Origin of the sequence: Lentzea albidocapillata (assembly GCF_000719115.1) — a bacterium.
Lineage (GTDB): Bacteria > Actinomycetota > Actinomycetes > Mycobacteriales > Pseudonocardiaceae > Lentzea > Lentzea albidocapillata.
This window is the reverse complement of sequence record NZ_JOEA01000020.1, coordinates 303,414-330,024: the sequence shown is the minus strand read 5'-3', so window position 1 is coordinate 330,024 and position 26,611 is coordinate 303,414. Positions and strand designations below refer to the sequence as shown.

The following is a 26,611-nucleotide window of genomic DNA, read 5'->3' as shown; positions in this document are numbered from 1 at the left end:
CGACCCCGGAAACACCATGGTCTACTTCGCCGGCAACGGCGCGGGACGCCTTTACTGGGGCGGCACCATGAGCGGCCAAGGCGACTGGGCCAACTACAAGACGATCATCTGATCCACCTGCTGAAGGCTGCGCCGGATGATTCCGGCGCAGCCTTTGCCGTTCGGCTACTTCGGCTTGAGCACTTCCAGGCCGCCCATGAACGGGCGCATCGCCTGGGGGACCACCACGGAGCCGTCTGCCTGCTGGTGGTTCTCCAGGATGGCGACGATCCACCGGGTGGTCGCCAGCGTGCCGTTGAGCGTGGCGGCGATCTGCGACTTGTTGTTCTCGTCGCGGTAGCGGACGTTCAGGCGGCGTGCCTGGAACGTCGTGCAGTTCGACGTCGACGTCAGCTCGCGGTACTTCTGCTGCGTCGGCACCCAGGCCTCGCAGTCGAACTTGCGGTGCGCCGACATGCCGAGGTCGCCCGTCGCCGTGTCGATGACGCGGTAGGGCACCTCGATCTTGGCGAGCATCTCCTCTTCCCAGCCGAGCAGCCGGGCGTGCTCCGCCTCGGCGTCCTCGGGCTTGACGTAGGAGAACATCTCGACCTTGTTGAACTGGTGCACGCGGATGATGCCGCGGGTGTCCTTGCCGTACGAGCCGGCTTCGCGGCGGTAGCACGACGACCAGCCCGCGTAACGGCGTTCGCCGTCGATGATCTCGTCGGCGTGGTAGCCGGCGAGCGGCACCTCCGACGTGCCGACGAGGTACAGGTCGTCGGCGGGCAGGTGGTAGATCTCGCTCGAGTGCGCGCCGAGGAAGCCGGTGCCCGCCATGATCTCCGGCCGCACCAGCGTGGGCGTGATCATGAGCTCGAAGCCGCTGGCCGTGGCCTGCGCCGCCGCCATGTTGAGCAGCGCGAGCTCCAGCTGCGCGCCGACGCCCCTGAGGAAGTAGAACCGCGAGCCACCGACCTTGGCGCCGCGCTCCATGTCGATCGCGCCGAGCCTCGTGCCCAGGTCGAGGTGGTCGACCGGCTCGAAGTCGAACTCGCGCGGCTCGCCGACGGTCTTGACGACGCGGAAGTCGTCCTCGCCGCCGACCGGCGCGTCCGGGTGCACCAGGTTCGGAATCTTGGCGAGGAGCTCCTGGACCTCGTCGTTGGTGGCGTGCTGCTCGGCCTCGGCGGCCTTGACCTCGCCGGCCAGGTCCTTCGCCTTAACGAGCAGCGCGGCACGGTCGTCGCCCTTGGCCTTGCCGACCTCCTTGCCGAGCACCTTCTGCTCGGCGCGCAGGGTGTCCGCACGGGAGATGGCGGCCCGGCGGCGCTCGTCCGCGGACAGCAGGCTGTCGACGACGCCCTCGTCCTCGCCACGGGCACGCTGCGACGCGCGCACGATCTCCGGGTTCTCGCGCAACACCTTGAGGTCAATCACCCTCAACAGAGTAGTGGGATACCGCCAGCGCATATTGCCCGGCACTACGGCAGACGTGTCGACGACAGCCAGTCGGCCGCGGTCATCCCCTCGAGTTCGGCGGCCTCGCGAACACCGAGCGACCGGAACAGCTCCAGTGCCGCTGTCCAGGTCTCGGCGTCCGACGTGGCTGCGGCGAGGTCGCGCATGGTCCGCGCACGCCAGAGCGGCGCGCCGAGCTCCGTCCACAGTCCCAGCGCCTCCGAGAGCAACTCGGCCGCGTCAGGCCTGCCCAGGGCCAGGGAAAGCTCTCCCCGCGTTCTCGTCGTCAGAGCGAGGCCGAACCGGTCTCGCTGCCTGCCGCAGACCTCCACGCACTCGGCCAGCAGGTCGTCCAGGCCTTCGAACAACCCGGCTCGCAGTGAGGCCTTCACCAGCGACTGCACCGCGTACACGGCCCCGAGCTCGTCACCGGCCGCTCGAAGCAGTGCCTCGGCCTCCCTGCTCGACTCGACCGCTGCCAGGTACTTGCCCGACGCCCGGTGGCACAGGCTCAGGCCACGCAGAGCGAGTGCGGTACCTCGTTGGTCGTCGAGCTTGCGGTAGAGCGAGAGGCTGCGTTCGAGGGCGGCTTCCGCGGCGGCGAGATCTCCCAGGTCGCGGTCCACCGCTCCCAGGCCGTACGCGGCGGCCGCCACGATCTCGTCGTCACCCAGCTGCACGGCCCGATTCAGCATCGACCGCGCGAGATCGAACGACGCGAGGTCGCGGTACACCGTGCCGAGTCCGACGAGCGCCACCGCCAACGTGGCGTCGTCGCCCACCAGCTCCGCGCCGTCCGCCGCCTGCTGGAAGTTCGTCAGAGCCGCGTCGAAGTCGTCCTGCTCGTAGCGCAGCTGCCCGAGCCCGGCCAGGACGACGGCCTCAGCCGCCGTGTTGCCCTGCGCACGCGCGGCACGGAGGGCGACGTCGTGCGTCCGCTGCCAGCCGTCGAACTCGTTGCGGGCCGAGAACGACGACGACAGCAGCGAGGTGATCAACGTCGTCGTGATCTCGTCGACCCCGAGGTCATGCGCGCGCTCGACCACCCGTACGACCGCACCCGTCTCGGAGTGCAGCCACCCCATGGGGTTCTCCTCGACCTCTTCGACGAGACGTGGATCGACCTCCTCGTCCACACCGGGCCGGGGACGCAGGCCCAGCGTGACCCGTGGCAACCGCTTCGAACCCGCTTCGACGAGCGTCACCCACGTGGCGAGGAGCCTGCCGACCGCGGCGGTGACGTCGTCGTCGAGAGACGCCTGCTCCGCGCCGAAGAGCTGGACCAGGTCGTGGAAGCGGTAGCGCACACGTCCGATGTGATCCACCCCCGCGACGTCGAGGAGCCTGAGCTCGACGAGGTGTTCCACGACGTCCTCGGCCTCGTCGAGGTCCACGAGGAGCAGCGGCACGGCGACCCATGCGCCGAAGTCGGGCATGTCGAGAAGTGCGAGGAGGTGGAACGCCGTGCGGTGCTGGGCGTCGAGGTCCGCGTAGTTCAGCCGCAGGCTGGACCGGATCGCGAGATCACCGACGGTGAGCTCGTCGAGTCTTCGCCGTTCGTCGGAGAGGCGTTTCGCGAGCGTGCGCAGGGGCCAGTGAGGGCGGGCGAGCAGCTTGGCGGCCGCCGCACGCAGGGCCAGCGGCACGCCGCCGCACAGTTCGACGATGTGCCGGGCCGCCTCCGGCTCCGCCTTCACCCTCTGCTCGCCCGCGATGCGGCTGAGCATCTCCGCACTGACCTCCGGCTCGAGGAGGTCCAGCTCGACGGGATCCGCGCCCTCCAGGCCGGTCAGGCGGGAACGGCTCGTGATGATCACGAAGCAGTTCGGGTTGCCCGGTAACAGCGACCGCACCTGTCTCTCGCTGCGGGCGTTGTCGAGGACGATCACCAGCTTGCGATCGGCGACCAGGCGCCGGTACAGCTCGACGCGTTCGTCGATCCCCTCCGGCTGGTCCTTGCCGAGCACACCGAGCAGGCCCAGGAACCGCCCCACGACCTCGTGCGACCGCAGATCCCGCTCAGCACCGCGGAGATCGGCGAAGAGCTGGCCGTCCGGGTACTGGCGACGCAGCAGGTGAGCAGCGCGCACAGCGAGCGCGGACTTGCCGGCACCGCCGAAGCCCGAGATGACGACGGTCGGGGTCGACGTCGTGTTCGCGGGCGCGCCGGCGACGGCGAGCACCCGCGCCAACACGTCCTGCCGGCCGGTGAAGTCGCTGATGTCCGGTGGGAGGTGGTGTGGCACGACGACGTCCCGCGCGGGCGCGGTGGCGATCGGCGGCATCTCGAGCACACCGGCCAGCAACTGGCGGTGCAGCGTCTGGAGCTTCTCGCCCGGCTCGATCCCGAGTTCGTCGAGGAGGTAGGCCCGCGCCTCGCGGTACACGTTGAGCGCGTCGGCCTGCCGGCCCGCCCGGTACAACGCGCTCATCAGCAACAGCCGCGTGTCCTCCCGCGCCGGGTGGGAGTGCGCCAGCGCGGACAGGCGTCCGATCGCGTCCTCGAACCTGCCCTGGGCCAGCTCGCAGCGGCCGAGTCCTTCCTGCGCGGACAGACGCGACTCCTCCAGCGCGAGGGCGTGACCCCTGGCGAAGTTCGCGTCGATCCCGTGCAGCGCTGGACCTCGCCAGAGCGCGAGTCCCTGTTCGTAGTGGCGGAACGCGGTCGCGGGATCACCGTCCCGCTCGGCCTGCCGCGCCAGCGACACGTGCCGGGTGAACTCGTCGATGTCGCTGTACTCGACGTCGAGGACGTAACCCGGTGCTCGGGTGACCAGCGCCTCTCCGGCCACCCGCCGCAGCGACGACACGTAGGTGTGCACGAGGGCACCTGCGCTCTGCGGCGGTGACTCGTCCCAGATCAGGTCGACGAGCCGTTCGGCAGGGACGACCTGCCTCAGCTGGAGCAGCAACGCCACCAGCAACGTTCTGGGTTTGGGCCCCCCGAGGGCCACCTGTCTGCCGCCGTTCCACACCTCGACCGGCCCCAACGCGAGCACACGCACTACATCCCCCCAACGCCACCCCTTCGAGTTAGGAGGATGCACCAAATGTGGACCCGTGGTCACGCTTCACAACGAAAGGGACCCGGCGCCACACGCGGCGCCGGGTCCCAGACAGCCGAACGGCCTAGTAGATCGCGAACGCCACCACGAGGCCGAGGGCGACGTGTGCCGCCGCGACGACGACAGAAGCCGGCGCGAACTTGTCCGACTCGATGATCGAGCCGATGTCGAGGCGGGTCACCCACTCCAGCAGCCGCACGGCCGCGACCTGCACGACGATGCCGACGATGCCGTAGATCAGCGACGTGAGCAGGCCCTCGTCGAGCTTGCCGACCGCGCTCAGGATGGCGACGACGACGATGAACGCCATCGACACGAGGCCGGAAGCGGTGACGATCACGGCGTTCGGTGCGCCGTTGCGGACCAGGATCGACAGCTTGCCCGGCGTCGTCCAGTCGATCGCGTAGAAGCCGAACACCATGAGGACCAGACCGACGACGGCGTACAGCGCGATCGCGCCGATGCCCCGGCCGATGGCCGAGCCGAAGCCGGGGTCCAACGCGAGCGTCGTGTAGTCCATTACCTGTTCCCTTTCGGAGTCTTACTCAACAATTCGATGCGGCACGAACGCCGCGCCATCGTCGGTCACCAGACCGACCGTTTCCCGGATGCCGAGGCCTGCCGACGTGTCGCCGACGACCCAGGCACCCAACGCGGGGCGGTAGCCGTCGAACTCCGGAAGCGGATCGAACAGCTGGTACACGAAGCCTTCTTTGCCGTACACGCCACCGGTCTGCGTCTCGTAGCCCGGCGCGACGATCTGGATGTTCGACCCCTCGCGGCCGAGCAGCGGCTTGCGCACGTACTCGGTGAGCATGCCGGGGTCGTTCAGGTAGGCGGGAAGCAGGTTCGGGTGGCCCGGGTACATCTCCCACAGGATCGCGAGCAGCGCCTTGTTGGAGAGCAGCATCTTCCACAGCGGCTCGACCCACAGCGTGCCGGGCAGCGACTCGACGGCGTGGCGGCCGAACTGCTCCTCGACCACCCACTCCCACGGGTAGAGCTTGAAGACCGTGCCCATCGGGGACTCTTCGAGGTCGACGAAGCGGTTGAGCAACGTGTCCCAGCCGACCTCCTCGATCGCGAGGCCGACGGTGTTCAGGCCCGCTTCGGCGGCGGTCTCCTGCAGGCAGGCGATCGTGAGGTGGTCCTCGCCGGACGGGTCGGCGCCCGACCAGGTGAAGTGCAGTTCGCTGGAGGGCAGCTTGGCGCCGATCTCCTTCCACTGCTCGACCAGGCGCTCGTGCAGCGAGTTCCACTGGTCGCCGTCCGGGAAGACGTCTTCCTTCCAGTACCACTGGACGTACGCGGCTTCCAGCAGCGACGTGGGGGTGTCGGCGTTGTACTCGAGCAGCTTCGCGGGGCCCGAGCCGTCGTAGCGCAGGTCGAAGCGCCCGTAGACGTGCGGGTCACGGCGGCGCCACGACTCGGCGATGTGCGGCCACACCCACTCGGGAATGCCGAAGTCGCGGTACCGCTCGGTGAGCACCACGTTGTCGACCGCGTCGAGGCACATGGAGTGGAGCAGTTCGACATCGGCTTCGAGCGAGAGGACCTCGCTCATCTCGAACACGTAGTGCACCGACTCGTCCCAGTACGGACGGTCGGTGCCGTTCGCGTACTTCGCGGGCGAGCCGAACACCAACCCCTGGTCCGAGACCGTCCGCTGCCAGTTCGGCCGCGGCTGTGAGGTTTCACGACGCAACTGTGCTCAGCCTCCGCTGCCGGAGGAGCCACTGCTGACGCCGAAGCCGCCGCGCTGGACGGTCGTGCCCGACTTCGTCGTGACGTTCGCGCCCTTCGGGACCGTGTAGCTACCGCCGACCGCCTTCTGGCCGACGGAGCCCGTGCCGCCGTAGTTGTAGCGGTACGAGGTGCCACCGATGTAAATGAAGCCACCGCTGCTGTACCCGCCGTGACTGCGGTAGTACGACTCGTCGCAGTAGTCGTCGTCGACGATCACATTGTTCGAGTCGGTGCACTGCGCCCTGACGTTCTTCGGGCTGGCGGCCGCGTACCAGATCGCGACCAGCGCGACCACGCCGACGGTGACGCCACCGCCGATGAGCAGGCGTTTGCGCGTCTTGCGCTTCTTCTCGAACGCGGCGGACTCGGCGGCGAACCGCTCCTGCTGCGCCTTCAGCGCGGCGGCACGAGCGCGTTGCTCGGCGACCGTGGCCTGGCGCGGCTTGGTCACGCCGGCCTGCTGCTGGCGCACGTTGCCCCTGGCGGACGGCTGGTTCGGGCCGGCCTGCTGCGGCGCAGGCCGGTACGGCGGCCGCTGCTGTGGCTGGCCGGGCTGTTGCGGCTGGCCGGGCTGTCCCGACGGCGACCCAGGCTGGGGCGTCGGCTGGCCAGGTCCTGGCAGGTTGTTGTCAGTCATCACCACTCCCGCGGGCAAGGTACCTAGCGAGACGGCTGAATCAGGGCCAATTGAGTGACGAGTGTCCTAATAGCAACACTCGACCCAACCCGGCGCACAGCCGTCTCACACGGCACGGGCATCATGGATGAGATGTCTCCGAGCGCCGGTTGGTTGAGTCGATCCGGTCACATCCGCGACACGCGGCTTGTGATGGCCGGTGCATTCGTGGGCGCTTTCGGCTTGCTGATGTTGTCCACGTTCACGTCCGTGCTGGCAGGAGGCCCGCTCAGCACCAAACGCGAGCTCGTCAACGCCGCGTACGAGGCCGCCGTGGGCGAGTGCCTGAACTGGGAGAAGGCCGACCTGTCGGACGCGCAGAAGGTCGACTGCTCGGCCACGCACAAGTTCGAGGTCACCGGCACGGCCGACATCACCGCCGCGTACCCGAAGGAAGCGCCGTTCCCGAACGCCGAGGCCTGGGAGAAGATCGCGCAGGACAACTGCGCCCAGGCGTCGACCACCTACATGGGCGGCAAGCTCGACCCCAAGGGCAAGTACGGCGTCAGCACCCTGAACCCGGACGAGGGCCGCTGGTCGAGCGGCTATCGCCAGCTCAGGTGCGGTCTGCAGGTCACCGCCCCGTCCGGCGCTCCCCTGCCGTCGTTCGGTAGCGCGAAGACCCAGGACCAGTCCTCCGTCTACGACCCCGGCGTCTGCGTGGCGCTGGCCGAGAACAACACGGTGGGTGACCCGATCGAGTGCGCCAAGCCGCACGCGTTCGAGATCGTCGGTGTCGTGCAGCATCCCGAGGGCCCGTTCGTGGCGATTGAGGCGCAGGACGCCGCGATGTCCGAGAAGTGCGCGGCCATCGCCGCCGAGTACACCGGTGGCGCGGACCTGAAGGCCAAGAACCTGCTGGTCACGTGGGACACGCGCGCCGAGGAGAGCTGGGCCGTCGGCTCCCGCAAGGCCAACTGCAAGATCGGCGCGGTCCCCCAGGGCCCCAACCTGGTGGCGTGGGAGGGCAGCGTCCGCAACCCCAACGGCGCGCCGCTGACCACCGCGAACCCGCCGCAGACGACCTCGGTCAGGCCCCAGGACGAGCCCACCGGCGCCCCGCTGCACTCCGAGTCGGGCAAGTCGCCGTCGGAGTCCGGCAAGCCCTCGGACTCCGGCAAGCCCGACAAGCCCTCCTCCAGCCCGCCTCCGTCGAGCACCGAGAACCGATGACCGTCGAGATGACCAGGGCTCGTTTCGACGAGCTGGTCGAAGAGGCCCTGGACCTGGTCCCGCCCGACTTCATGCACGCGATGAACAACGTCGTGGTGCTGGTCGAGGACCGCAACCCCGAGGAGCCGTCACTGCTCGGGCTCTACCAGGGCATCGCGCTGACGGAGCGCAACTCCGACTACGGAGGCGCGCTGCCCGACCACATCTTCATCTACCGCGAGGCGATCCTCGACATCTGCCACACCGAGGAGGACGTGGTGGAGGAGGTCATCATCACCGTGGTGCACGAGATCGCGCACCACTTCGGGGTGGACGACGCCAGGCTGCACGAACTGGGCTGGGGCTGAGCGGCTCCCCCGCAAGGGGGACCCAGGTCAGATCTCGACGCCAGCCCAGGACCGGCACACCCAGCCGTCGCCCTCGGACTCCAGCACCACGACCCCGGTGTTCGGCAGCAGGTTCTCGGCCAGCTCCACCGGCACGTTCGACGCGAGGGCCAGCGCGCCCATCCGCCCGGCGCCGCCGTGCGTCACGACCATGACGGTGCCGTCGGCCCGGATGCTCGAGATGGCGCCGAGGAACCGGTTCAGCACCTGCTGCCCGGTCTCGCCGCCGCCGGGGAACGGCACGTCCAGCGCGCCCTCGGCCCACTTGATCACGGTGTCGAGGTAGGTCCTGTAGGCCTCGGTGTCGTTGCGGCCTTCGAGCGAACCGACCTGGATCTCCTCGATGCCGTCCAGGACCTGGACGGGCAGGCCGAAGCGTTCGGCGGTCGGGGCGGCGGTCTGCTGGGCGCGCAGGCCGATGCTCGCGTAGACGGCGGTGATGTGCTCGCCCGCGAGTGTGTCGGCCAGTTCGCGGGCCTGCTTGAGGCCCAGTTCGGTGAGCGGGGGGCCCGGCATCGCCGTGTCCAGCTTGCGTTCGATGTTCGACGCCGTCTCACCGTGCCTGACCAGCAGCAATCTCACCCGCGCTCGCCCTTTCTGACAGCATCGACCCAGGAGGCGGCTGCGGCGAACTCGGCGTTGTGAGCCTCTGCGGGCTCGTGGTCGGCCTTCGGGAAGGACCCGAGGAACCGGATCTCGCGCGAGTGTCGGTGCAGCGCGGCCAGCGCGTCACCGATCCTCGGCTCTGCGATGTGCCCCTCGACGTCGATGTAGAAGCGGTACGTCCCCAGTTTGCCCTTCTGGGGGCGCGATTCGAGGCCGGTGAGATTGATGCCACGCAACGCCAGTTCGGTGAGCAGTTCGGACAGCACACCGACGCGGTTCGGGGTGGTCACGACGACGCTCGTGCGGTCTGCGCCGGTCGGCTCAGGCAGCTGACCCGGACGGCGTAGCAGCAGGAACCTCGTGCGCGCGTCGGGCACGTCCAGGATGTCGGTGGCGTACTCGTCGAGCTTGTAGTGGTTGACGGCGACGGGGGCGGAAACCGCCGCGTCGAACTCGCCGCGCTCGACGGCGGCGGCGGCGGCCGCGGTCGAGGACGTGGCGATCGAGGTCGCGCCGGGCAGCGAGGCGGCGATCCACTCGCGGACCTGGGCCAGCGCGTGCGGGTGCGAGGCGACGGTGCGGATCTCGGTGGTCCCCGGCCGGACCAGGACGCTGAACCTGACATCCAGCACCGTCTCGGCCACGGCGACGACCGGCTCGTCGCGCACGAGGACGTCGAGCGTCACCGGCACGGCGCCCTCGACGGAGTTCTCGATCGGCACGCACGCGAAGTCGGCCGAGCCGTCGCGCACGGCGGCGACGGCGAGCGGGATCGTCTCGAACGGAACGAGTTCACCCTCGAACCGCATGGCGGCCTGCTCGGTGAAGGTCCCCTGTGGTCCGAAGTACGCAATGCGAGGCACCGAGTCAGCGTAGTGCGGCCGACGAGGCGCGAATCACGCCTGTGTCGGTGGCCAATCCTGGGTTCCGCCGGGACCGTTCGAACTGGAATGCTTGGGGCGTGCCCGCTCTAGCGCCTGAACTCGTGTTGTGCGCGGTCGACGAACCCATGGCGAACGCCTGGCTCGCCGTCGCGGACGGCCGCGCCGGGGTGCGGGTGCACCGCGGGTCCGTTCTGGACATCCACGCGCAGGCCATCGTCAGCCCGGCGAACTCGCAGGGCTGGATGCGCGGTGGCATCGACGCCGTCTACGCCACGGCGTTCCCCCAGGTCGAGAACAACGTCCGCAGCGCCGTCCTCGCGCTGCACGGCGGTGAGCTCCCGGTGGGCGAGGCGCAGATCGTGGCGACCGGCGAGACCGAGCCGGCGTGGCTCATCAGCGCTCCGACGATGCGCCGGCCCGGCGAACGGCTGCCGGTCGACACCGTCCATCCCTATCTCGCCGCACGGGCCGTGCTGATGCTCTGGCTCACCGGCCGCCTTGAGGACGGCACGCTCGTGCGCGACGCCGTCCACACCATCGCGATGCCGGGACTCGGCACCGGGGTGGGAGGCGTCGCACCGTCCACGTGCGCCCATCAGGTCGCCGCCGCGTGGGACGAGGCGTTCAACCCACTGCACGTCTGAGACCCATGTGCACAACCTGTGGACAAAGCTGTGGACACCTGTGGACTACTGCCGTGGCGCAACCCATCGTTCCAGGTCAAGCTCGTCCGTGATGGGGATACCGAACTCACCGACCGCCGGGATCTCGGGCTTGAGCTTGCGTGCTTCACGGACCGCGTCCGGTCTCAGCGCCACCAGCTTGAACCCGCGGCGCTGGTAGAAGCGGACCGCGTCGAGGTTGTCGTTGGTGGTCGTCAGGCGCACCCGGTTGCATCCGAGCGAGCGCGCCTGGCGGACCGTGGCGTCGACCAGCGCGGTGCCGACGCCACGGCCTCGCCGAAGTGCGTCGATCGTGACGATCTCCAGCTGGTGGTTCGCCACCACGTAGGTCAGCAGGCCCAGCACCTGGCCCTGCTTCTCCACGAGGAAGCCCGGCAGACTCGCCGGGAAGAACACCTCGCCGTGCGCGACGGAGGTGTGCGCTCCCCATAGCTCGAGAACCAGTCGGGCGACAACTATGCGATCTGCTTCCTCGACCGGTCGTACCGAGCCTTCTGCCATGACAAGAACTGTGCCAATTCGAGTCACACTCAGGAACAGCCATTCGACGTACGGTGGATTCGTGCCAGTGCGCGTTCTGTTGGTTGATGATCACGAAGTTGTGCGCAGAGGACTGCGCGAGATGCTCGACGACGAGGTGGACATCTCGGTCATCGCCGAGGCCGGTTCCGTCGACGAGGCGGTGACGCGGGCTCGGAAGACCCCGCCCGACGTGGCGGTGGTCGACGTCCAGTTGCCGGACGGCAGCGGCGTCGACCTGTGCCGGTCGTTGCGGGACCTTGGCATTCGTTGCCTCGTGCTGACCGCATTCGACGACGAAGAAGCGCTCGTCGGCGCGATCATGGCCGGGGCGTCGGGGTATCTGCTCAAGCAGGTTCGGGGTCAGGACGTCGTCACGGCCGTGCGCGAGGTCGCAGCTGGACGGTCCCTTCTGGATCCCGCGACCACAAGCCGAGTACTCGAACGGATGCGCAATCCGGCCCCGGTCGGCCTCACCGACCAGGAACAGCGCGTGCTCGAACTCATCGGTGAGGGCCTCACCAACCGCCAAATCGGTGAACGGCTCTTCCTCGCGGAGAAGACCGTCAAGAACTACGTGACGTCCGTGCTCTCCAAGCTCGGCATGGAACGGCGGACGCAGGCCGCCGCCTGGGTGGCTAAACGGGGACGGACCAGGTGAGCGTCGTCCCGTTCGGCGAGCTCACCACGCGGAAGTCCCCGCTCGCGGACTTCGCCCGTTCGGCGAGGTGCCGCAGCCCGCGCTGAGTCACGCCGGACGGGATGCCGCACCCGTTGTCGGCGACGCGCAGCAGCAGGTGCTTCTCATCGCGCCGTACGTCGATCTGGACGTTGGTCGCGCCTGAGTGCCGCACGACGTTCGACAACGCCTCACGCAACGCCGCCCGCGCGTCGTCGGCGTGCTTGCGCGGCACGTTCGCCAGGTCGCCGGCCACGTGCAGGCGTGGCGCGAAGCCGAGCAGCTCGCCGGCCGTGCGGACCTCGGCCTTGATCGAGTCGTGCAGGTCGGCGGAGTCGGCCGGGTCGGTGTTGCGCAGCTTGCGGACGGTCGCGCGGACCTCGGCGATCGTCTCGTCGACCAGGTCGACGGCCTCCTCGATCCGGGCGCGCTGACCCGCGTCGAGCTTCTTGCCCAGCCGCCGCTGCAGCAGGTTGATCTGCACGCCGGCGCCGTAGAGCCGTTGGATGATCACGTCGTGCAGGTCGCGGGCGATGCGTTCGCGCTCTTCGTAGACCGCGACGCGCTGCCGTGCGGTGAAGCCCTCGGACAGCACGACGGCGAGGCCCGCCTGGGCCGCGAACGCCGTCAGCACGTCCACGGTCTCCTGCGTGAACGGCGGTTTGTCCCTGCGGCGGTAGACCGCCAGAGCGCCGATCTTGCGGTCCGAGGTGCCGAACGGCGCCACCGCGAACGGTCCGTAGACGCGCAACGGCGGTGGCACGTACGGGGCCGTGCGCGGGTCGTTCGTGACGTCGTCGGCCATCACCGGCACGCCCGTGCGGGCGGCCTTGGCGGCGGCACTGCGCGGGCTCAGCGTCGCGACGATCGGCTCGCCGCTGGACGCCTCCACCGTCAGCGTGCCGTCGTCGTCCTCGGTGGCGAGCATGGCGAGGCCGAGGTCGGCGTCCGCGATCTCCGCGGCCGCCTCCACCACGAGCCGCAACACGTTCTCCGGGTCTTCCAGCGCCGCCGAGGTGATCTCGGTGGACGCGACGAGCACGCGCCGCGCCAGAGAGGGGTCCATGGTTCTCAACGGTATGCGGGTGTGCCGAGGTCCAGCACCAGATCCGCCCTCGCCGCCTCGTCCGGGCGGTGCGTGATGTGCAGGACCGTCCTGCCGTCCTGCCTGAGCTGCTCCAGCAACCTGCGCGCGGTCGGCTCGTCCAGGTGCGCGGTGGGCTCGTCGAGCAGCACCACGTCGGCGTCGTGCAGCAACGCCCGCGCCAGCGCCAGCCGTTGCGCCTCGCCGCCCGACACCTGGTCCGGCCTGATCACCGTGTCGAGCCGGTCCACCCACTCCGGCAGGCACGCCTTGCGCAGGGCCTCCCGCAGCGCCTCGTCGTCGTGCTGACCCGACATCCGCAGGTTCTCCCTCACGGTCGTGCTGACCAGCATCGGCTCCTGCGGGCACCAGGTGGCGCGAGGCAGCTCGACGATCCCCCGCTCCGGCTGCAGGAACCCCAGGAGCAGCGCGAACAGCGTCGACTTGCCGCTGCCCGACGGTCCCACGATCGCGACGTGCGTGCCGGGTTCGATGTTCAGGTGGAGGTCTCGCAGCGTCGGCTCGGTCGCGCCGGGCCAGCGGACGTCGACGTTCTCCAGCCGGATCCGCCTGCCGCGCGGCTGCTCGGGACGTTCCGGAGCGTCGAACTGCAGCCGCGCGCTCGCTTCCCGCAACGCCCTGCGCTGCTGGGCGGCCAGAGGCAGGGCGGCCAGCGGTTCGGCGAGCGCGAGCGGCACCAGGCCCAGCACCGGGTTGCCGGTCGTGGCGCAGAGCAGGGCCGCCGCACCGGTCGCGAGCAGGACGATCGCCGTGGCCGCGCCCGTGCCAAACGCTTGCCGGCGGGTCTGGCCCGCGAGCTCGACGTCCTCGGCGTGCAGCTGGGCCAGCAGGCGGTGGTGGGCGTCGTGCGCGATGAGGTCCGGTGCGGCGACGAGGGCGTTGATCGTGTCGCGGGCGACCTTGCGGCGGCCCCTGGCGAGCTTCGTGCTGGCTCGGCGTTCCATCCACACGGCGACGGCGGGTGCCGCCAGGCCGGCCGCGAGCAGCAGGCCGCCCAGCGTCAGCGCGGCGGCCGGGTCGATGAACGCGAACAGGATCGTGGTCGCGATACCAGCGCCGATGGCCACGACCGGCGGCAGCAGCACACGCGGCACGAGGTCGCGAACCGTGTCGGTGTCCTCCACGAGCCGTTGCAGCCCGTCGCGCCGTTGGGTCCGCACAAGCCGCAACCACAGCTCGGCGCGCAGGCCGTTCGCGAGACGGAACGTCTCGTCGTGCGTGACCAGACGCTCGACGTACCGCAGCACGCCCTTGCTGAGCGCAAACGTCCGCACGCCCACGACCAGCACCGACAGCGTCAGGATCGGCGGCATCTCGGCCGCCCGGGCGATCAGGTGGGCGGCCAGGGCGGTCAACGCGATGCCCGCGACGGCCGCGAGGATGCCCAGCCCGGCGCCCTTCCATGGGATCGGCAGGCGCTTCGGGCGTTCGGCCTGCGTCTCCTCGGTGACGACCCTGTTGAACGTCTCGTCCTCGATCGCCTCCTTCTCGCGGTGCGAGGCGAGGACAACGGCCGCCGTGTCGCTGGCTCTCTTGATCGCTTTGTCGACTTTGCGACTTGTCACCGGGTCCAGGTGCGCGGTCGGTTCGTCGAGAAGCAGCACCGTCGCGCCGTGCCGAACCCTCAGCAGGGCGCGCGCGACTGCGACTCGTTGGCGTTCACCGGTTGAGAGGTCGGTGATCTGACGGTCGAGCAGATGCACGGCCACGACCTCGTCCGCGACCTGCTCGATGTCCTCGGCGCCGGGAACCGTGAGCTCCAGTTCTCCGCGTGGCGTGGCGGCGGCGAAGGCAGGCTTCTGCGGCACGTACGCGATGTCGCCGGCCACGAACGCGGTGCCGTCCGTCGGCTCCACGAAGCCCAGCAGCACCTGGAACGTCGTCGACTTACCGGCACCACTCGCGCCTTCAAGACGATAAATCTCCCCTGGCCGCACATCGAAGCTGATGCCATCCGGCGCGAAACCGCCTCGGCGCAGGACGCGCAGGTTGTCGACGTGGACCGAGCCACCGGGCAGCCGCGGCCGGGCCTTGTCCTCGTGCTCGACGACCTCGGCGACCCGCCGGACCGCTTCGAGGCCGTCCTCGCTGGCGTGGTGGGCGGCACCGGCCGCGCGCAACGGCAGGTAGCACTCGGGCGCCAGGATCAGCACGACCAGCGCGGTCATCAGCGTCATGTCGCCGTGCACGAGCCGGATGCCGACGCCGACCGCGATCAGCGCGACCGACAGCGACGCGGCGATCTCCAGCACCAGCGCGGACAGGAACGCGATCCGGAGCGTGCCCATCGTGGCCTTGCGGTGCTGCTCACCGATCTGCTTCACCGCACCGGCCTGCTGCTTGGCGCGACCGAAGACGGTCAGGACCGGGAGGGCGCGGAGCAGTTCGAGGAGCTGGGCGCTCAGCAGTTCCGTGACGTCGGCGGCCTTGCGGACGCGCTTCTCGGTGTACCAGCCGATCAACGCGGCGAAGACCGGGATCAGCGGCACGGTGACCGCGATCAGCATGGCCGACGGCCAGTCGGTGAAGAGGATCCACGCACCGGCCAGCGGCGGCACGATCACGGCCGTGACCAGCGCGGGCAGGTAGCGGGTGAAGTAGGCGTCGAGCGCGTCGAGGCCCTTGGTCGCGAGCACCGACAGCTCGGCCGTGCCGCGGTCGGCGATCCAGCCGGGACCGCGTTCGAACGACTTGGCCAGCAGCTGGGTCCGCAGCTCTTCCTTCGCGCCGGCGGCGGCACGGGCGGCGGCGGACTCCGTCGCCCACGACAGACCCGCGCGCGCCAGAATCGCCACGGCCAGCAGCGGAAGACCTTCACGGGTCGTGATCACCGACGCCAGCGCGACGGCCTGGGCGACGAGCGCCAGGGCGTTGAGGAACGCCAGCGCGCCCACCCCGACGAGGGCGCGCCTGGCGTTCCTGGAGAGCTGGGGCAGTGCTCCCAGCGGGCCTCGTTTCATCTCAGTGCGCTGCCGGGATGTGCTTGACGCCGATGCGCTTGCGGAACACCCAGTAGGTCCAGCCCTGGTAGACGAGCACGGCGGGCGTGCCGAAGCCGGCGACCCACGTGATCACCTGCAGCGTGTACGGGCTCGACGCCGTGTTGGCGATCGTGAGCGTCCACGCGTCGTTCAGCGTCGACGGCAGGACGTTCGGGTAGAGCGAGCCGAACAGGATCGCGACGCTCGCCGCGATCGCGAGGCCCATCAACGCGAACGACTGGCCGTCGCGGTTCGCGAGCAGCCGCCACATCGCGGCGACGAGGATCAGCGCGACCACGCCCGCCCAGAGTCCGGCGACGATCGCGAGCAGCGCGATGAGCGGCAGCAGTGCCACCGGTGCCAGCGTGATCGCGACGCGACGGGCGCGTTCGCGGATCTCGCCCTCGGTCTTCAACGCCGTGAAGACCGCGCCGTGCACCAGTGCGTACCCCGCGAAGGCAAGCGCGCCAACGATCGTGTCGAGCCGGATGGCTGCGAAGGGCGAGCCCACGCGATCACCGTTCGCGTCGATCGGCAGGCCCAGGACCGTCGTCGAGATCAGCAGGCCCACGCAGAGCGTGGCGATCCACGAGCCCGCGACGATCGTGAAGTCCCAAGCCTTTCGCCAGCGCGGGTTGTCGACCTTGCCGCGGTAGTCGAACGCCACGCCACGGCCGATCAGCGCGATCAGGAACAAAGTTAGCGGCAGGTACACGGCGCTCAGCAGCGCCGCATACCAGCCGGGGAAGGCCGCGAACGTGGCACCGATCGCGACGATGAGCCACACCTCGTTGCCGTCCCAGACCGGCCCGATGGTGTTGATCATGACCCGGCGTTCGGCGTTGTCGCGGCCCAGGACGGGCAGCAGCATGCCGACACCGAAGTCGAAACCTTCGAGGAACAGATAGCCGAGCCACAGCACGGCGATCAGCACGAACCAGAGCGTTTCCACGTCGCCTCTCCCCTAGTACGCGAACGCCAGGGCGCCGTCGTCGGTCTTCTGGGGCAGTACGCCCGGAATCCCGCCTCTGACGTACTTGCGGATCAGGTAGATCTCCACGACCGCCAGCACGCTGTAGACCGTGGTGAGCGCGATGAGCGAGGTCAGGATCTCGCCGGGCGTGCTGTTCGAGACCGCCTGCGCGGTGAACATCCAGACCCCGTCGATCCCCGTCGGGTTCGGCACGACCACGAACGGCTGCCGCCCCATCTCCGTGAAGATCCAGCCCGCGCTGTTGGCCAGGAAGGGCGTCGCGATGCCGGCGAGACCGAGAGCCGGGAACCACCATCCGGTGGGCGTCCGGTTCTTGCGGGTCAACCAGAGCATGAAGACACCGAGGCCGGCCGAGATGCCGCCGAACCCGATCATCAACCGGAAACCCCAGTACGTCACGGGAAGCGCGGGCACGTAGTCGATCGGCTGGCCGCTGAGCTCACCCAGCCGTTCGTCGACCGGGTAGAACTCGCCGTACTTCTCCTGGTACATCGGGACAAGGTCCTGGATGCCCTTGACCTCGCTGGTGAAGTCGTTGTGCGCCAAGAAGCTCAGCAGTGCGGGCACCGTGATGCTCTTGACGTTCTCGCAGTCGGGCCTGGTGACGTCGCCGATCGCGAAGATGCTGAAGCTGGCGGGCTGTTCGGTGTGGCACAACGCCTCCGCGGCGGCCATCTTCATCGGCTGCTGCTCGAACATCAGCTTGCCCTGCAGGTCACCGCTGATCGCGAGTGCGCTGAACGCCACCACGCCGACCCAGGTGCCGAGCTTGAGCGAGCTGCGCCAGACGCGTTCCTCCTCCGACTTCCGGTGCAGGTGCCAGGCGGCGATGCCCACGAGGAACGCGGCGGACACCGCGAACGCGCCCGCGATGGTGTGCGGGAACGCCGCGAGCGTCGTGTTGTTGGTCAGCACGGCCCAGATCGAGGTGAGGCGCGGACGTCCCTCGTGCATCTCGATGCCGACCGGGTGCTGCATCCACGAGTTGGCGGCGAGGATGAAGTACGCGCTGGCCACCGTCGCGAGGCTGAACGCCCAGGCGCAGGCGAGGTGGACCTTCTTCGGCAGCTTGTCCCAGCCGAAGATCCAGAGGCCGAGGAACGTCGACTCGACGAAGAAGGCGACGATCCCCTCCATCGCGAGCGGAGCGCCGAACACGTCACCGACGAACCGCGAGTAGGCGCTCCAGGCCATGCCGAACTGGAACTCCTGCACGATGCCCGTCACGACGCCCATGGCGAAGTTGATCAGGAGGAGCTTCCCCCAGAACTTCGTCATCTTGTAGTAGCGCTCGTTGCCCGTGCGCACCCACGCGGTCTGCATCCCCGCGACGAGCAGGGAAAGGCCGATCGTCAGCGGCACCATCAGAAAGTGGTAGACGGTGGTGATGCCGAACTGCCACCGCGCGAGTTCGAGTACTTCCACGTCTTCGAGCGTAGGTGTGGATCATGGCCGCCATCAGGTACGACGGTCCCGTCCACGATCGGGACCAAGGTCCCGTGCGCGAGGTCACGCCTTGTGGGTGACATGCGTCGGTTACGATGTGTCCGCCAGAGGGGAGTAGTTCCCACCGGAGTTCGCAGCCGGTGGCGTGGAGATCGACATACTGATCCGCCTTCGAGTGGATCCGGTCCCACACCCGATGCACGTATCGGGCGAACGAGACCTCCGGCCAGGTTGCAGCATGCCTGGTCGGGGTCTGTCGCGCCTCCGTCCGGGTTCGTATTCGGACGTGGAGGACCTCGTGGCCACTTCATTGCTCGCGTTCATCACCGCCTTCGCGGTGGTGTTCCTCGTCGAGCTCCCAGACAAGACCATGGTCGCCACCCTGGTGCTGACCACGCGCTACCGCGCCTGGCCGGTGTTCGTCGGCGTCGTCGCCGCGTTCGCCGTGCAGAGCGTGGTGGCCGCCGCGTTCGGCTCCGCCATCACCCTGCTCCCCGACCGCGTGGTCGCCGGAGTGGTCGCCCTGCTGTTCGGCGTGGGTGCGTTCATGCTGCTCAAGGAGGGCTTCTCGCGTGACGAGGACTCCGCCGACGAGGCGGGGACAAGCGCCACCGTGCCGTTCTGGCGTGCGGCGCTGACGTCGTTCGGCGTGCTGTTCGCGGCCGAGTGGGGTGACGCCTCGCAGCTCGCGACCGCCGGCATCACCGCCAGGTACGGCGAACCGCTGGCCGTCGGCCTCGGTGCCTGGCTCGCGCTGGTCGCCGTGGCAGGGCTGGCCGTCCTGGTGGGACGCAAGCTCGCCGGGCGGTTGCCGACGCACTGGATCCAGCGGGTGGCCGGGGTGGTCTTCGCGGTGTTCGGCGTGATCGCTTTGACGCAGGTGTTCTAGTGCCGGTCGCGGCACCAGGGGCTACCAAACTGGTCGGAGGCCCGGCTGGTCCTCGCCGTGGACGTGCCGCAGGTACGCGGCGAGGCCCTGCCTGATGGTGGCGAGCGTGTCCTCGCCGATCGCCTCGGCCATCTCGTTCTCGAGGTCCGACCACAGGTTGTCCGCCAACTTCAGGTAGTCGCGGCCCTTCGTGGTCAGCGTGACGTACTGGGCGCGCTTGTCCGTCGGGTGCGGTTCCCGCAGGACGTAGCCCCAGTCGTCGAGCTCGTTGACGATCTTCGCGGCCGCCTGCTTCGTGACGCCGAGGTGCTGTCCGATGTCGACGGTGGTGGCGCGTTTCTCCTTGAGGAACCGGAAGACGTAGCCGTGCGCGGGCCTGAGCGGTTCGAGGCCGATCTGCCTGAGCCGGTCGTGGAACTGGTCGCCCATGGCGCGGTACGTCATCGCCAGCAGCATCGGCACCGGTTCCATCTTTCCTCTTCAGGTAGACAACTTGGTTGACCTTATTCTAAGGTTAGACAACTTGGTTGACTACTTCGGAGGTTGTCTTGCTGGTGACGGGGGATTCCGCGGAACTGTTCGAGTTCGGCGGCTTCGAGTTCAGACCGCTGGCCGTGCCGTCGCGCGGCAGTGCGGAGATCGCGCTGTGGACCGTCGACGTGCCGGAAGGGGGCGACGGGACGCCGCACCGCGCGTCGAAGGAGGAGGTGTTCTACGTGCTGTCCGGGTCGGTGACGATCCAGGGGCAGACCGCTGGAGTCGGTGACGCGATCGTGGTGCCGCCGGACACCGAGTTGTCGCTGACCGGCGGGCCGGCGCGGGTGCTGGTGGCCACCTCGGTGGGGATTCAGGGCACGCTGGCGGACGGGCGGACGATCACGCCGCGCTGGTCGGTCTAGTTCGCCGGGGAGCCTTCGTCGCGGGGAGGCTCGGAACCGGTGTCCGGGACCTCTTCGCGCAGGTCGTGGGCGATCTTCTTGGCCTCGTCGATGAGGTGCTGGGTCTCGTCGAGGCGGCCTTCGTCCGGGACGGTGAGGCGGTGCTCTTCCGGTGCGGTCACGCCTCTGGGGTCGGCGAATCCGGCGGTCGTGAAACTCCGGCCATCAGGCCGCGGACGTGGGCCGCGAGGCGTTCGGCGATCTCCAGGTCCCACTCGTCGTCGGCGGCCGGTTGCGGGGTCTCGCCCGCGACGACGCGTTCGCCGAGCAGGCGGCGCTCGGCCGGCGTGAAGTCGGTGATGGCTCGCCGGAGCAGGGGCAGGGCGTCGTCGAACGACTCGCCGCGCAGGCCGCTGAGCCATTCGTCGATGAGGCCGAAGAGGCGTGGGTCCGCCGCCAGGAGGGTGGCCGAGCCGCGCAGGAAGCCGGCCACGAACGCCGTGGCGACCGAGCGGTGCAGGCGGGCGGCCACGGCGTCGCTGGTCAGTTCACCGGCTTCCCAGAGCAGGCGGGTGGCCCTGCCCGTCGGGAGGCCGTGGGCTTCAGCCTTGACGAGGGCGTGCAGGGCTCGCCACCACGTCTTCTGGTGGTCGTCGTCGGCTGCCAGGCGGGTGGCCTCGTGGGCGCCGTCCACCACCTGCAGGGCGTGTTCCGCCGTTTCGTCGTCGACGTTGCGGCAGGCGATCGGGAGGCCCACCGCTCCTCGGGTGAGCAGGCCGTGCAGGGCCACGCGCAGGAGTTCCGGGTCGGTGCCCCGGACTGAGCCGTAGCGGACCGTCCTGGCCAGGTCAGGGAGGGCGGCCAGCAGTTCGATGGCGTCGGTGGCCATCGCGGCGCACCGGTCCAGGGCGTCGCGGGCCTCGGTGACGGCCGCAGGGAGTTCGCAGCCCACGGACTTGGTGAGGGCCGCGGCGGCGTCGGCCACTCGCGTGGCGTCCTTGGCGGCCTGGACGAGGACGGTCTCGGCTGCCGTGTGGACGGTGGTGCCGTGGCGCGCGGCCACGGCCACGGACACCGCGAAGATCGGGTCCCAGCGGAGTTGCCAGACCTCCGCGAAGGTGCCGAGGGAGTTGGAACGGTCCGGCTTGCCCCACGGCACGCCCAGAACTTCCAGGCGTTGCAGGAGTTTCGAGCGTTCGCGGTCGGTGTCCTTACGAAGGTCCAGCTTGAGCTGCTTGGGCTGGACGTCCGTGGGCAGGCGGAGTTTGCGTTGCAGGCGTTGGAGATCCGCGGCCAGCGGTGAGCGCGGGACGGCGTCGCCCACCTCGCCCAGGCGTTCGCCGACGACGAGTTTGCGGTGGACCAGCCGGAGGTGGATCTCCTCGCCGCCGCAGAGCACGGCGAGCGCTGCCTCGTTGACCTCGCTCAGGCCCGCGCTCGGGCGTTCCCTCAGTGCGGCAAGGGTTTCCGCGAGCCGGACGGCTTCCACCGCGCTCGCCGTCGATGCCGGTAGATCTTCTTCCCGGAGCACGGCGGCGGCTTTGGCGAACCAGCGCGGGACCACGTCGGCCTGGTGCTGCCAGAGGTGCGCGTACCAGCCCGGGGAGTCGATACCGGCGCCGTAACCCGATTCGGCGGCCAGTTGACCGTGGCTCCACGGAACCCACGTGCCGGAGATCTTGCGGCGGCGCAGGCCTTTGAGCAGCGCGGTGTCGGCGGCGACGGTCGGTGTGGCGAGCAGCGCGGGGATGTGCCAGGCGCCGCAGACCACGACTATCGGGCCGTCGGTCTCCTTGCGCGCCTTGCGGATCGTCTGGCGCATGAACGCTTCTCGGCGCAGCGTGCGTTCGCCTACTTCGGCTTCGAACTCCCCGCGCACGGCGACCATGGCCTCGGCGATGGCGCCCGCGAGGTCGAGCGGGTCCGACGCGCTGTGCTCGACCACGTCCTCCCACCAGCGTTCCGGGTCGTCGAAGCCCGCGGCCTCGGCGAGCAGGCCGATGGGGTCGACGTTGCCGCTCGGGCCGTCGTCGCCGATGGACGCCGCGGCCGGCAGGTCGAAGAACCGTGCTGTGGCGCCGTTTTCGCTTGCGTACTTGAGCGCCTGCCACTCCGGCGAGAACTCCGCGAACGGCCAGAACGCCGCGCTCTCGGGTTCGGTCTCGTCGTGCAGCAGGATCGCGACCGGCGGCGTGAGCGCGTGGACGTGCTCGAGGAGCGCGTCGGCCTCCGGTGGCCCTTCGATCAGGATGAGCGCCGGGCTCGCCTGCTCCAGCGCTCGTTTGACCATCCGGGCCGAGCCGGGGCCGTGGTGCCGGATGCCGAGGAGGACCGGCTCAGTCACCGCTGGCGTCCAGGCAGGCCCGGTAGAGGTCACGCCACTCGGCACGCTCCTTCAGCACCGTCTCCAGGTACTCCTGCCAGACCGTCGCGTCCGACACCCGGTCCTTGATCACGGACCCGATGAGGCCGCTCGCGAGCTCGTCCGCGCCCAGTGTGCCGTCGCCGAAGTGGCCGGCGAGCGCCATGCCGTTCGCGATGACCGAGATCGCCTCGGCGGTGGACAGGCTGCCGCTCGGCTTCTTCAGCTGCGTGCGACCGTCCACAGTGGAACCGTTGCGCAGCTCGCGGAAGATCCGCACGACACGGCGCACCTCGTCGAGCGCGGGCGGTTCGGCGGGCAGTTGGAGCGCCTTGCCGAGCTGCTGGGCTCGGGTGATGACGATCTCGACCTCGGCGTCCTCGGTCGCGGGCGGCGGCAGCACGACCGTGTTGAAGCGCCGGGCGAGCGCCGACGACATCTGGTTGACGCCGCGGTCGCGGTCGTTGGCCGTCGCGATGACCGTGAAGCCGGGGACGGCCTGGACCTGCGAGTTCAGCTCCGGCACCGGCAGCGACTTCTCGCTGAGGACGGTGATGAACGAGTCCTGCACCTCGGACGGCATGCGGGTGAGCTCTTCGATCCGCACGACCGATCCCTGCTGCATGCCCTTCATGACCGGGCTCGGCACGATGGCGTTCTCGCTGGGACCTTCGGCGATGAGGCGGGCGTAGTTCCAGCCGTAGCGGACCTGGTCCTCGCTCGTGCCCGCCGTTCCCTGGACCACCAGCGTCGAGTTGCCGCTGATCGCCGCCGCGAGGTGCTCGGACAGCCACGACTTGGCCGTGCCCGGCACGCCGACGAGCAGCAACGCCCGGTCCGTGACGAGCGTGCCCACCGCGACCTCGACGAGCCTGCGCGAGCCCACGTACTTCGGCGAGATCACGGTGCCGTCGCCGAGCGTGCCGCCCAGGACGTAGGTGACCACGGCCCGCGGGGACAGACGCCAGTTGGGCGGCCGCAGCCGGTCGTCCTGGGCCGCGACGGCCTCGAGCTCGGCGGCGTACTGCTGTTCGGCCGTCGGCCTGAGCACGGCGGTCACTGGGCCTCCTGGGGCGGTGCTGGAGCGAACGATTCGCGCAGGCGGATGCGGAGCCGGAGGATCTCCAGTTCCAGGGAGTTCTCCGGCCAGCGACGGGTCAGAGCCTCCCAGCTCGCGCCGAGCAGGTCCGCGTCACCCCGCGCGAGCAACACGGCCGGCGGACGCCCCGACCGCCAGCGCGGATCGGGCAGGGCGGCATACCGGTGCAGGAGCGCTCGGGTCGTCTCCGCCGACCACGGTGCCGGCAGCTGGGCGCAGGCGTGGTCGAGCAGGTCGTAGTGCCAGCCCTTCGACACCGCCACGACCGCCTGCTCGGCGACCTCGGCGGGCAACGCGGCCAGCATCTCCAGCTGCTCCATACCGGTCAGCGTCTCCGCGGCCGCAACAGCCCACGGACGCGGGTCCTTCGCGGCGGCGAGCTGGTCGGCGACACCCCTGAGCAGCGCGCCGGCCCACGGCCCCCGCCGGAGGATGCCGGCGGCCTTGGCGTCGTCGGCCTTGAGCGTCGCGGTCCAGTACGACGGCGGAACACTCGCGGCGGCGGCCCGGATGCGACCGGCCACACCCTTCTCGGAACCGTCACGCATCAGGTCGCGCAGCTCGGCCGCGTCGGCCTGTCCGGTCCAGAGCTCGTCGGGCCGGACGTCGAGCCCGTCCGCGGTCAGGCGGAGGCCGTGGCGCAGGCGGTGTGCCGCGCGGGCGGCGAGGCGCGTGCGGCCCAGGTTGCGCAGGAGGCGCAGCGCCTCGTCGTGGACGGCCGCCGCCTTGTCATCGAGCGCGGCTTCCAGGAGCCGCTCGTCCTGCGGGCCCAGGCCGGTCTCGAGGGCGCTGATCAGCACCTGGCGGTCGGCCGAGCGGCGGGACTCCACGAACTCCCGCGCGATGAACGCGCCGACCTGAGCCGGGTCCGCCTTGCGCTTGCGGCGCAGGGCGCGGACCCGCTGGGCGCTGGGCAGGTCGAGGATCTCTTCGAGCGGGACCTCGTCCACCAGCGGTGCGGCACCGCTCGCCCAGGACCAGCCGGGCCGGGTGTTCGCGAGCCAGCGGCCCCTCGTGCCGAGGACCTCGACCACCGCGGCCCGCAGGCCCGGGCGGGCCGTGCCGAGGGCGAGCAGGGCCGGAAGCATGCGGTGCTCGGCCACGACGCCGTTGGCCTTGGCGAGGGCACACCACTCCGTGAGCAGGACCTCGTCGTCGAGGCTCATGATCGCTTCCAGGACCGCTCTGGCGGCCGGTCTGGGGAGGGCGGCGGACTCGGGTGGGGCGAGCAGCAGCGGCTCGGCGGTGGCCTCCTGCGGGAGGGTGGCGCCGAACGCCGCCACGCCGAGGGCGGCGCAGTCGGACAGAAGGGCCGTCGGGTCGCCTCCGCCCCTCGTGGTGCCGATGAGGAGGTCCTGGACGGTCTTGGACCACTCGGCCTTCACGCCGCCTCCCTGGTGTCGCGGGGGTGGGCGGGTGGCGTGGCGGAGGCGAGGCGCGTGGCACCAGTGAGGCGGGAGCGGGCGAGGAGGAAGCGGGCCGGTGGCGCGGCCGGGGTGCGGTGGGACTGGGCGGGTAGCGCGGCCGGAGTGCGCTCGGCGGGCGAGACGGAGCGGGGGCGAGCCGACCCGCCTGGAGTGCGCTGGGAGAGGGCCGGTGGCGCAGCCGGGATGTGCTGCGTGTGGGCGGCCGGGGTGTGGTGAGAGTGAGCGGGCACGACCATGGTGTGGAAGGCCGCGGCCTCGGCCGGTGGGCGGGAAGCCCGGCGGTGAGCGGAGTGCGGTGGTACGGCGTCGGCAGGTGGGCGGACGGCCTGACGGGCGAGTGGATGCGGCCGCACGCCCTCGGAGCAGCTGGGTGCGGTGCGGCGGCGCGGGGTGTCGGGGGTGGTCACGCGACCACCTCCAGGGTGCCGTTCAGCGACACCGCTCCCAGCCGGAGGGCGTGGCCGTCCCACAGGCCCCAGGCGTCGAACGGGAGGCCGCCGGTCAGCGCCAGAGCCATGTCGAGGCCCGTGTCGTCGCGGACGGGCAGGCCGTGGCCGGAGGGGTCGACCAGGGCGGAACCGTGCAGCCGGACCGAAGCACAGCCGAGTGGGAAGAGGCGTTGCCACGGGTCTGCGGTCAGCATCGGTTCGAGGGAGGCCAGGGACGCTCGCCACGACTGCGGGGCGGGGACCGGGTCCGGGGTGCGGGAGCCTTCCAGTTCGCCCAGGGCCACCCGGTCCGAGGCCGGGTAGGGGTGGACCAGGGCCGAGGACTCCAGGCCGTGTGGGAGCAGCGGAACGGGGGCTCCCACGGCGGAGTGGCGGATCGCCACCACCCAGCGGGACGTCTGGCGGCCCCAGCACCACTGGCGGACGGTGCGGACTCGGCCGTCGTCGGTCTCCAGGCGCAGCAGGGCCACCCAGCGGTCGGAGATGCCCGGCGTGGCCTTCACCGTCTCCTCGGGGACCGTGACGCCCAGGCGGGTGCGCGGCTGCACGAAGCACAGCAGGTGCAGGCCGCCGAGGCGGTCGGCCACGTCGGCGGTCCAGCGGGGGCCCGAGCGCGCCACGATCTCCTGGATCTCGGCCACCGCGCCGGCCACGCCGGGGACCTGGGCGTCGATCATGCGGGCGGTGAACGCCTGCCACCACGAGGCGGGGCGGCCCGGCAGGGAGGCGATGCCGGCGGAGGCGACGTCCAGGAGCCAGTCGCGCAGGCCGTCGATGCCCGCGGACATGGCGGCGGCTCGGTTCGCCGCCGTCTTCTCGCGGGCACGCACCCGGCGGGCGGCGGCCTCGGGTGAGGAGTCGAGTTCGCGGGCGGCACGGCGGGTGGTCCACTCCTCCACCCAGTCGGGCGGGAGGGCGTCCGGGATGTCGAGTTCCTGCAGGCTCACGGCGTGCTTGCAGGGGAACTTGCGGGACGGGCACGTGCACTTGGCCGAGCCCGCGGCCAGGTCGACGCACACGCGGTACGGCATCGAGCCGGAGCCCTTGTAGAGGCCCCACAGCACCGGCAGGGCCTTGCCCAGGCCCTGCCAGCGCATCGGAACGGCTCTTGTCCTCACGAGACC

General features: G+C 70.2%; 25 protein-coding genes. 6 read left to right on the top strand and 19 right to left on the bottom strand.

Features of this window, described 5'->3' with window-relative positions; genetic code table 11:
• Positions 1-165: 165 nt before the first annotated feature.
• The 5 genes from serS to IG04_RS0131330 all read right to left on the bottom strand — a co-directional run bounded on the left by serS (position 166) and on the right by IG04_RS0131330 (position 6,888).
• Entirely contained in the window at positions 166-1,419 is a 1,254-nt protein-coding gene (gene serS / locus IG04_RS0131350; RefSeq protein WP_030480352.1) for a serine--tRNA ligase, read from the bottom strand.
• Positions 1,420-1,463: 44 nt separating this feature from the next.
• Complete coding sequence (locus IG04_RS0131345) at positions 1,464-4,445, bottom strand: AfsR/SARP family transcriptional regulator (RefSeq protein WP_063758338.1); 2,982 nt, start codon at positions 4,443-4,445, stop codon at positions 1,464-1,466.
• Between the two features lie 124 nt (positions 4,446-4,569).
• Entirely contained in the window at positions 4,570-5,025 is a 456-nt protein-coding gene (locus tag IG04_RS0131340) for a DUF350 domain-containing protein (RefSeq protein WP_030480350.1), read from the bottom strand.
• Positions 5,026-5,046: 21 nt separating this feature from the next.
• Positions 5,047-6,210: a glutathionylspermidine synthase family protein gene (locus IG04_RS0131335; protein WP_030480349.1), complete on the bottom strand. Its 1,164-nt coding sequence runs from the start codon at positions 6,208-6,210 to the stop codon at positions 5,047-5,049.
• A 6-nt stretch (positions 6,211-6,216) separates the two neighbouring features.
• Positions 6,217-6,888: a hypothetical protein gene (locus tag IG04_RS0131330; protein WP_245816635.1), complete on the bottom strand. Its 672-nt coding sequence runs from the start codon at positions 6,886-6,888 to the stop codon at positions 6,217-6,219.
• A 207-nt stretch (positions 6,889-7,095) separates the two neighbouring features.
• Here IG04_RS0131330 and IG04_RS43085 point away from each other — a divergent pair, with 207 nt between their 5' ends.
• Both IG04_RS43085 and IG04_RS0131320 read left to right on the top strand, forming a co-directional pair.
• The gene (locus IG04_RS43085) at positions 7,096-8,100 is read left to right on the top strand and encodes a septum formation family protein (protein WP_245816636.1); all 1,005 of its coding nucleotides are present in this window, start codon (positions 7,096-7,098) and stop codon (positions 8,098-8,100) included.
• Positions 8,097-8,447, top strand: a complete 351-nt coding sequence (locus IG04_RS0131320) for a metallopeptidase family protein (protein WP_030480346.1) — start codon at positions 8,097-8,099, stop codon at positions 8,445-8,447. The genes IG04_RS43085 and IG04_RS0131320 overlap by 4 nt, the downstream gene beginning before the upstream one ends.
• A 27-nt stretch (positions 8,448-8,474) precedes the next feature.
• Here the strand turns inward: IG04_RS0131320 and IG04_RS0131315 are convergent, their stop codons facing one another.
• Both IG04_RS0131315 and pheA read right to left on the bottom strand, forming a co-directional pair.
• Positions 8,475-9,068 (bottom strand): histidine phosphatase family protein, encoded by a 594-nt coding sequence (locus IG04_RS0131315; protein WP_030480345.1) that lies wholly within the window; start codon positions 9,066-9,068, stop codon positions 8,475-8,477.
• Positions 9,065-9,955 (bottom strand): prephenate dehydratase, encoded by an 891-nt coding sequence (pheA, locus tag IG04_RS0131310; RefSeq protein ID WP_030480344.1) that lies wholly within the window; start codon positions 9,953-9,955, stop codon positions 9,065-9,067. Before pheA ends, IG04_RS0131315 begins: the two co-directional genes overlap by 4 nt.
• Positions 9,956-10,101: 146 nt before the next feature.
• Between pheA and IG04_RS0131305 the strand changes: the two genes are divergently transcribed.
• A complete protein-coding gene (locus IG04_RS0131305) occupies positions 10,102-10,620 on the top strand; it encodes a macro domain-containing protein (RefSeq protein ID WP_084402049.1) in 519 nt (172 codons plus the stop codon).
• 45 nt (positions 10,621-10,665) lie between these two features.
• Here the strand turns inward: IG04_RS0131305 and IG04_RS0131300 are convergent, their stop codons facing one another.
• Positions 10,666-11,160: a GNAT family N-acetyltransferase gene (locus IG04_RS0131300; RefSeq protein ID WP_030480342.1), complete on the bottom strand. Its 495-nt coding sequence runs from the start codon at positions 11,158-11,160 to the stop codon at positions 10,666-10,668.
• 61 nt (positions 11,161-11,221) lie between these two features.
• Here IG04_RS0131300 and IG04_RS0131295 point away from each other — a divergent pair, with 61 nt between their 5' ends.
• A complete protein-coding gene (locus tag IG04_RS0131295) occupies positions 11,222-11,839 on the top strand; it encodes a response regulator (RefSeq protein ID WP_030480341.1) in 618 nt (205 codons plus the stop codon).
• Here IG04_RS0131295 and IG04_RS0131290 read toward each other — a convergent pair.
• The 4 genes from IG04_RS0131290 to IG04_RS0131275 are packed head-to-tail and all read right to left on the bottom strand — an operon-like array spanning position 11,817 to position 18,362.
• Positions 11,817-12,923, bottom strand: coding sequence for a GAF domain-containing sensor histidine kinase (locus IG04_RS0131290; protein ID WP_030480340.1), 1,107 nt, complete (start codon positions 12,921-12,923; stop codon positions 11,817-11,819). The two genes, IG04_RS0131295 and IG04_RS0131290, sit on opposite strands and share 23 nt — an antisense overlap.
• A 5-nt stretch (positions 12,924-12,928) precedes the next feature.
• Positions 12,929-15,922, bottom strand: coding sequence for a thiol reductant ABC exporter subunit CydD (cydD, locus tag IG04_RS48710; protein WP_036016301.1), 2,994 nt, complete (start codon positions 15,920-15,922; stop codon positions 12,929-12,931).
• Position 15,923: 1 nt separating this feature from the next.
• Positions 15,924-16,895, bottom strand: a complete 972-nt coding sequence (cydB, locus tag IG04_RS0131280; RefSeq protein ID WP_030480338.1) for a cytochrome d ubiquinol oxidase subunit II — start codon at positions 16,893-16,895, stop codon at positions 15,924-15,926.
• 12 nt (positions 16,896-16,907) lie between these two features.
• Complete coding sequence (locus tag IG04_RS0131275) at positions 16,908-18,362, bottom strand: cytochrome ubiquinol oxidase subunit I (RefSeq protein ID WP_030480337.1); 1,455 nt, start codon at positions 18,360-18,362, stop codon at positions 16,908-16,910.
• 331 nt (positions 18,363-18,693) lie between these two features.
• On the opposite strand from IG04_RS0131275, the gene IG04_RS0131270 reads away from it, so the two are divergent.
• A complete protein-coding gene (locus IG04_RS0131270) occupies positions 18,694-19,272 on the top strand; it encodes a TMEM165/GDT1 family protein (protein WP_030480336.1) in 579 nt (192 codons plus the stop codon).
• Between the two features lie 21 nt (positions 19,273-19,293).
• On the opposite strand, the gene IG04_RS0131265 is transcribed toward IG04_RS0131270, so the two are convergent.
• Positions 19,294-19,743, bottom strand: coding sequence for a MarR family winged helix-turn-helix transcriptional regulator (locus tag IG04_RS0131265; protein ID WP_030480335.1), 450 nt, complete (start codon positions 19,741-19,743; stop codon positions 19,294-19,296).
• 83 nt (positions 19,744-19,826) lie between these two features.
• Between IG04_RS0131265 and IG04_RS0131260 the strand changes: the two genes are divergently transcribed.
• Positions 19,827-20,171 carry a cupin domain-containing protein gene (locus IG04_RS0131260; RefSeq protein ID WP_245816637.1) on the top strand — a complete coding sequence of 115 codons (345 nt, stop codon included), beginning with the start codon at positions 19,827-19,829 and terminating at the stop codon, positions 20,169-20,171.
• On the opposite strand, the gene IG04_RS46760 is transcribed toward IG04_RS0131260, so the two are convergent.
• Genes IG04_RS46760 through IG04_RS0131235 form a run of 6 tightly spaced genes read right to left on the bottom strand, consistent with a single transcriptional unit; the run spans position 20,168 to position 26,605 of the window.
• Positions 20,168-20,332, bottom strand: coding sequence for a hypothetical protein (locus tag IG04_RS46760; protein WP_157513024.1), 165 nt, complete (start codon positions 20,330-20,332; stop codon positions 20,168-20,170). The genes IG04_RS0131260 and IG04_RS46760 overlap by 4 nt on opposite strands.
• The gene (locus tag IG04_RS0131250) at positions 20,329-22,494 is read right to left on the bottom strand and encodes a DUF5682 family protein (protein ID WP_036016300.1); all 2,166 of its coding nucleotides are present in this window, start codon (positions 22,492-22,494) and stop codon (positions 20,329-20,331) included. The genes IG04_RS46760 and IG04_RS0131250 overlap by 4 nt, the downstream gene beginning before the upstream one ends.
• Positions 22,487-23,572 carry an ATP-binding protein gene (locus IG04_RS0131245; RefSeq protein WP_036016298.1) on the bottom strand — a complete coding sequence of 362 codons (1,086 nt, stop codon included), beginning with the start codon at positions 23,570-23,572 and terminating at the stop codon, positions 22,487-22,489. Before IG04_RS0131245 ends, IG04_RS0131250 begins: the two co-directional genes overlap by 8 nt.
• Entirely contained in the window at positions 23,569-24,996 is a 1,428-nt protein-coding gene (locus tag IG04_RS0131240) for a DUF5691 domain-containing protein (protein ID WP_030480331.1), read from the bottom strand. Before IG04_RS0131240 ends, IG04_RS0131245 begins: the two co-directional genes overlap by 4 nt.
• Positions 24,993-25,445 (bottom strand): hypothetical protein, encoded by a 453-nt coding sequence (locus IG04_RS46755; protein ID WP_144065619.1) that lies wholly within the window; start codon positions 25,443-25,445, stop codon positions 24,993-24,995. The genes IG04_RS0131240 and IG04_RS46755 overlap by 4 nt, the downstream gene beginning before the upstream one ends.
• Positions 25,442-26,605 carry an SWIM zinc finger family protein gene (locus tag IG04_RS0131235; protein ID WP_144065620.1) on the bottom strand — a complete coding sequence of 388 codons (1,164 nt, stop codon included), beginning with the start codon at positions 26,603-26,605 and terminating at the stop codon, positions 25,442-25,444. The genes IG04_RS46755 and IG04_RS0131235 overlap by 4 nt, the downstream gene beginning before the upstream one ends.
• Positions 26,606-26,611 lie beyond the last annotated feature (6 nt).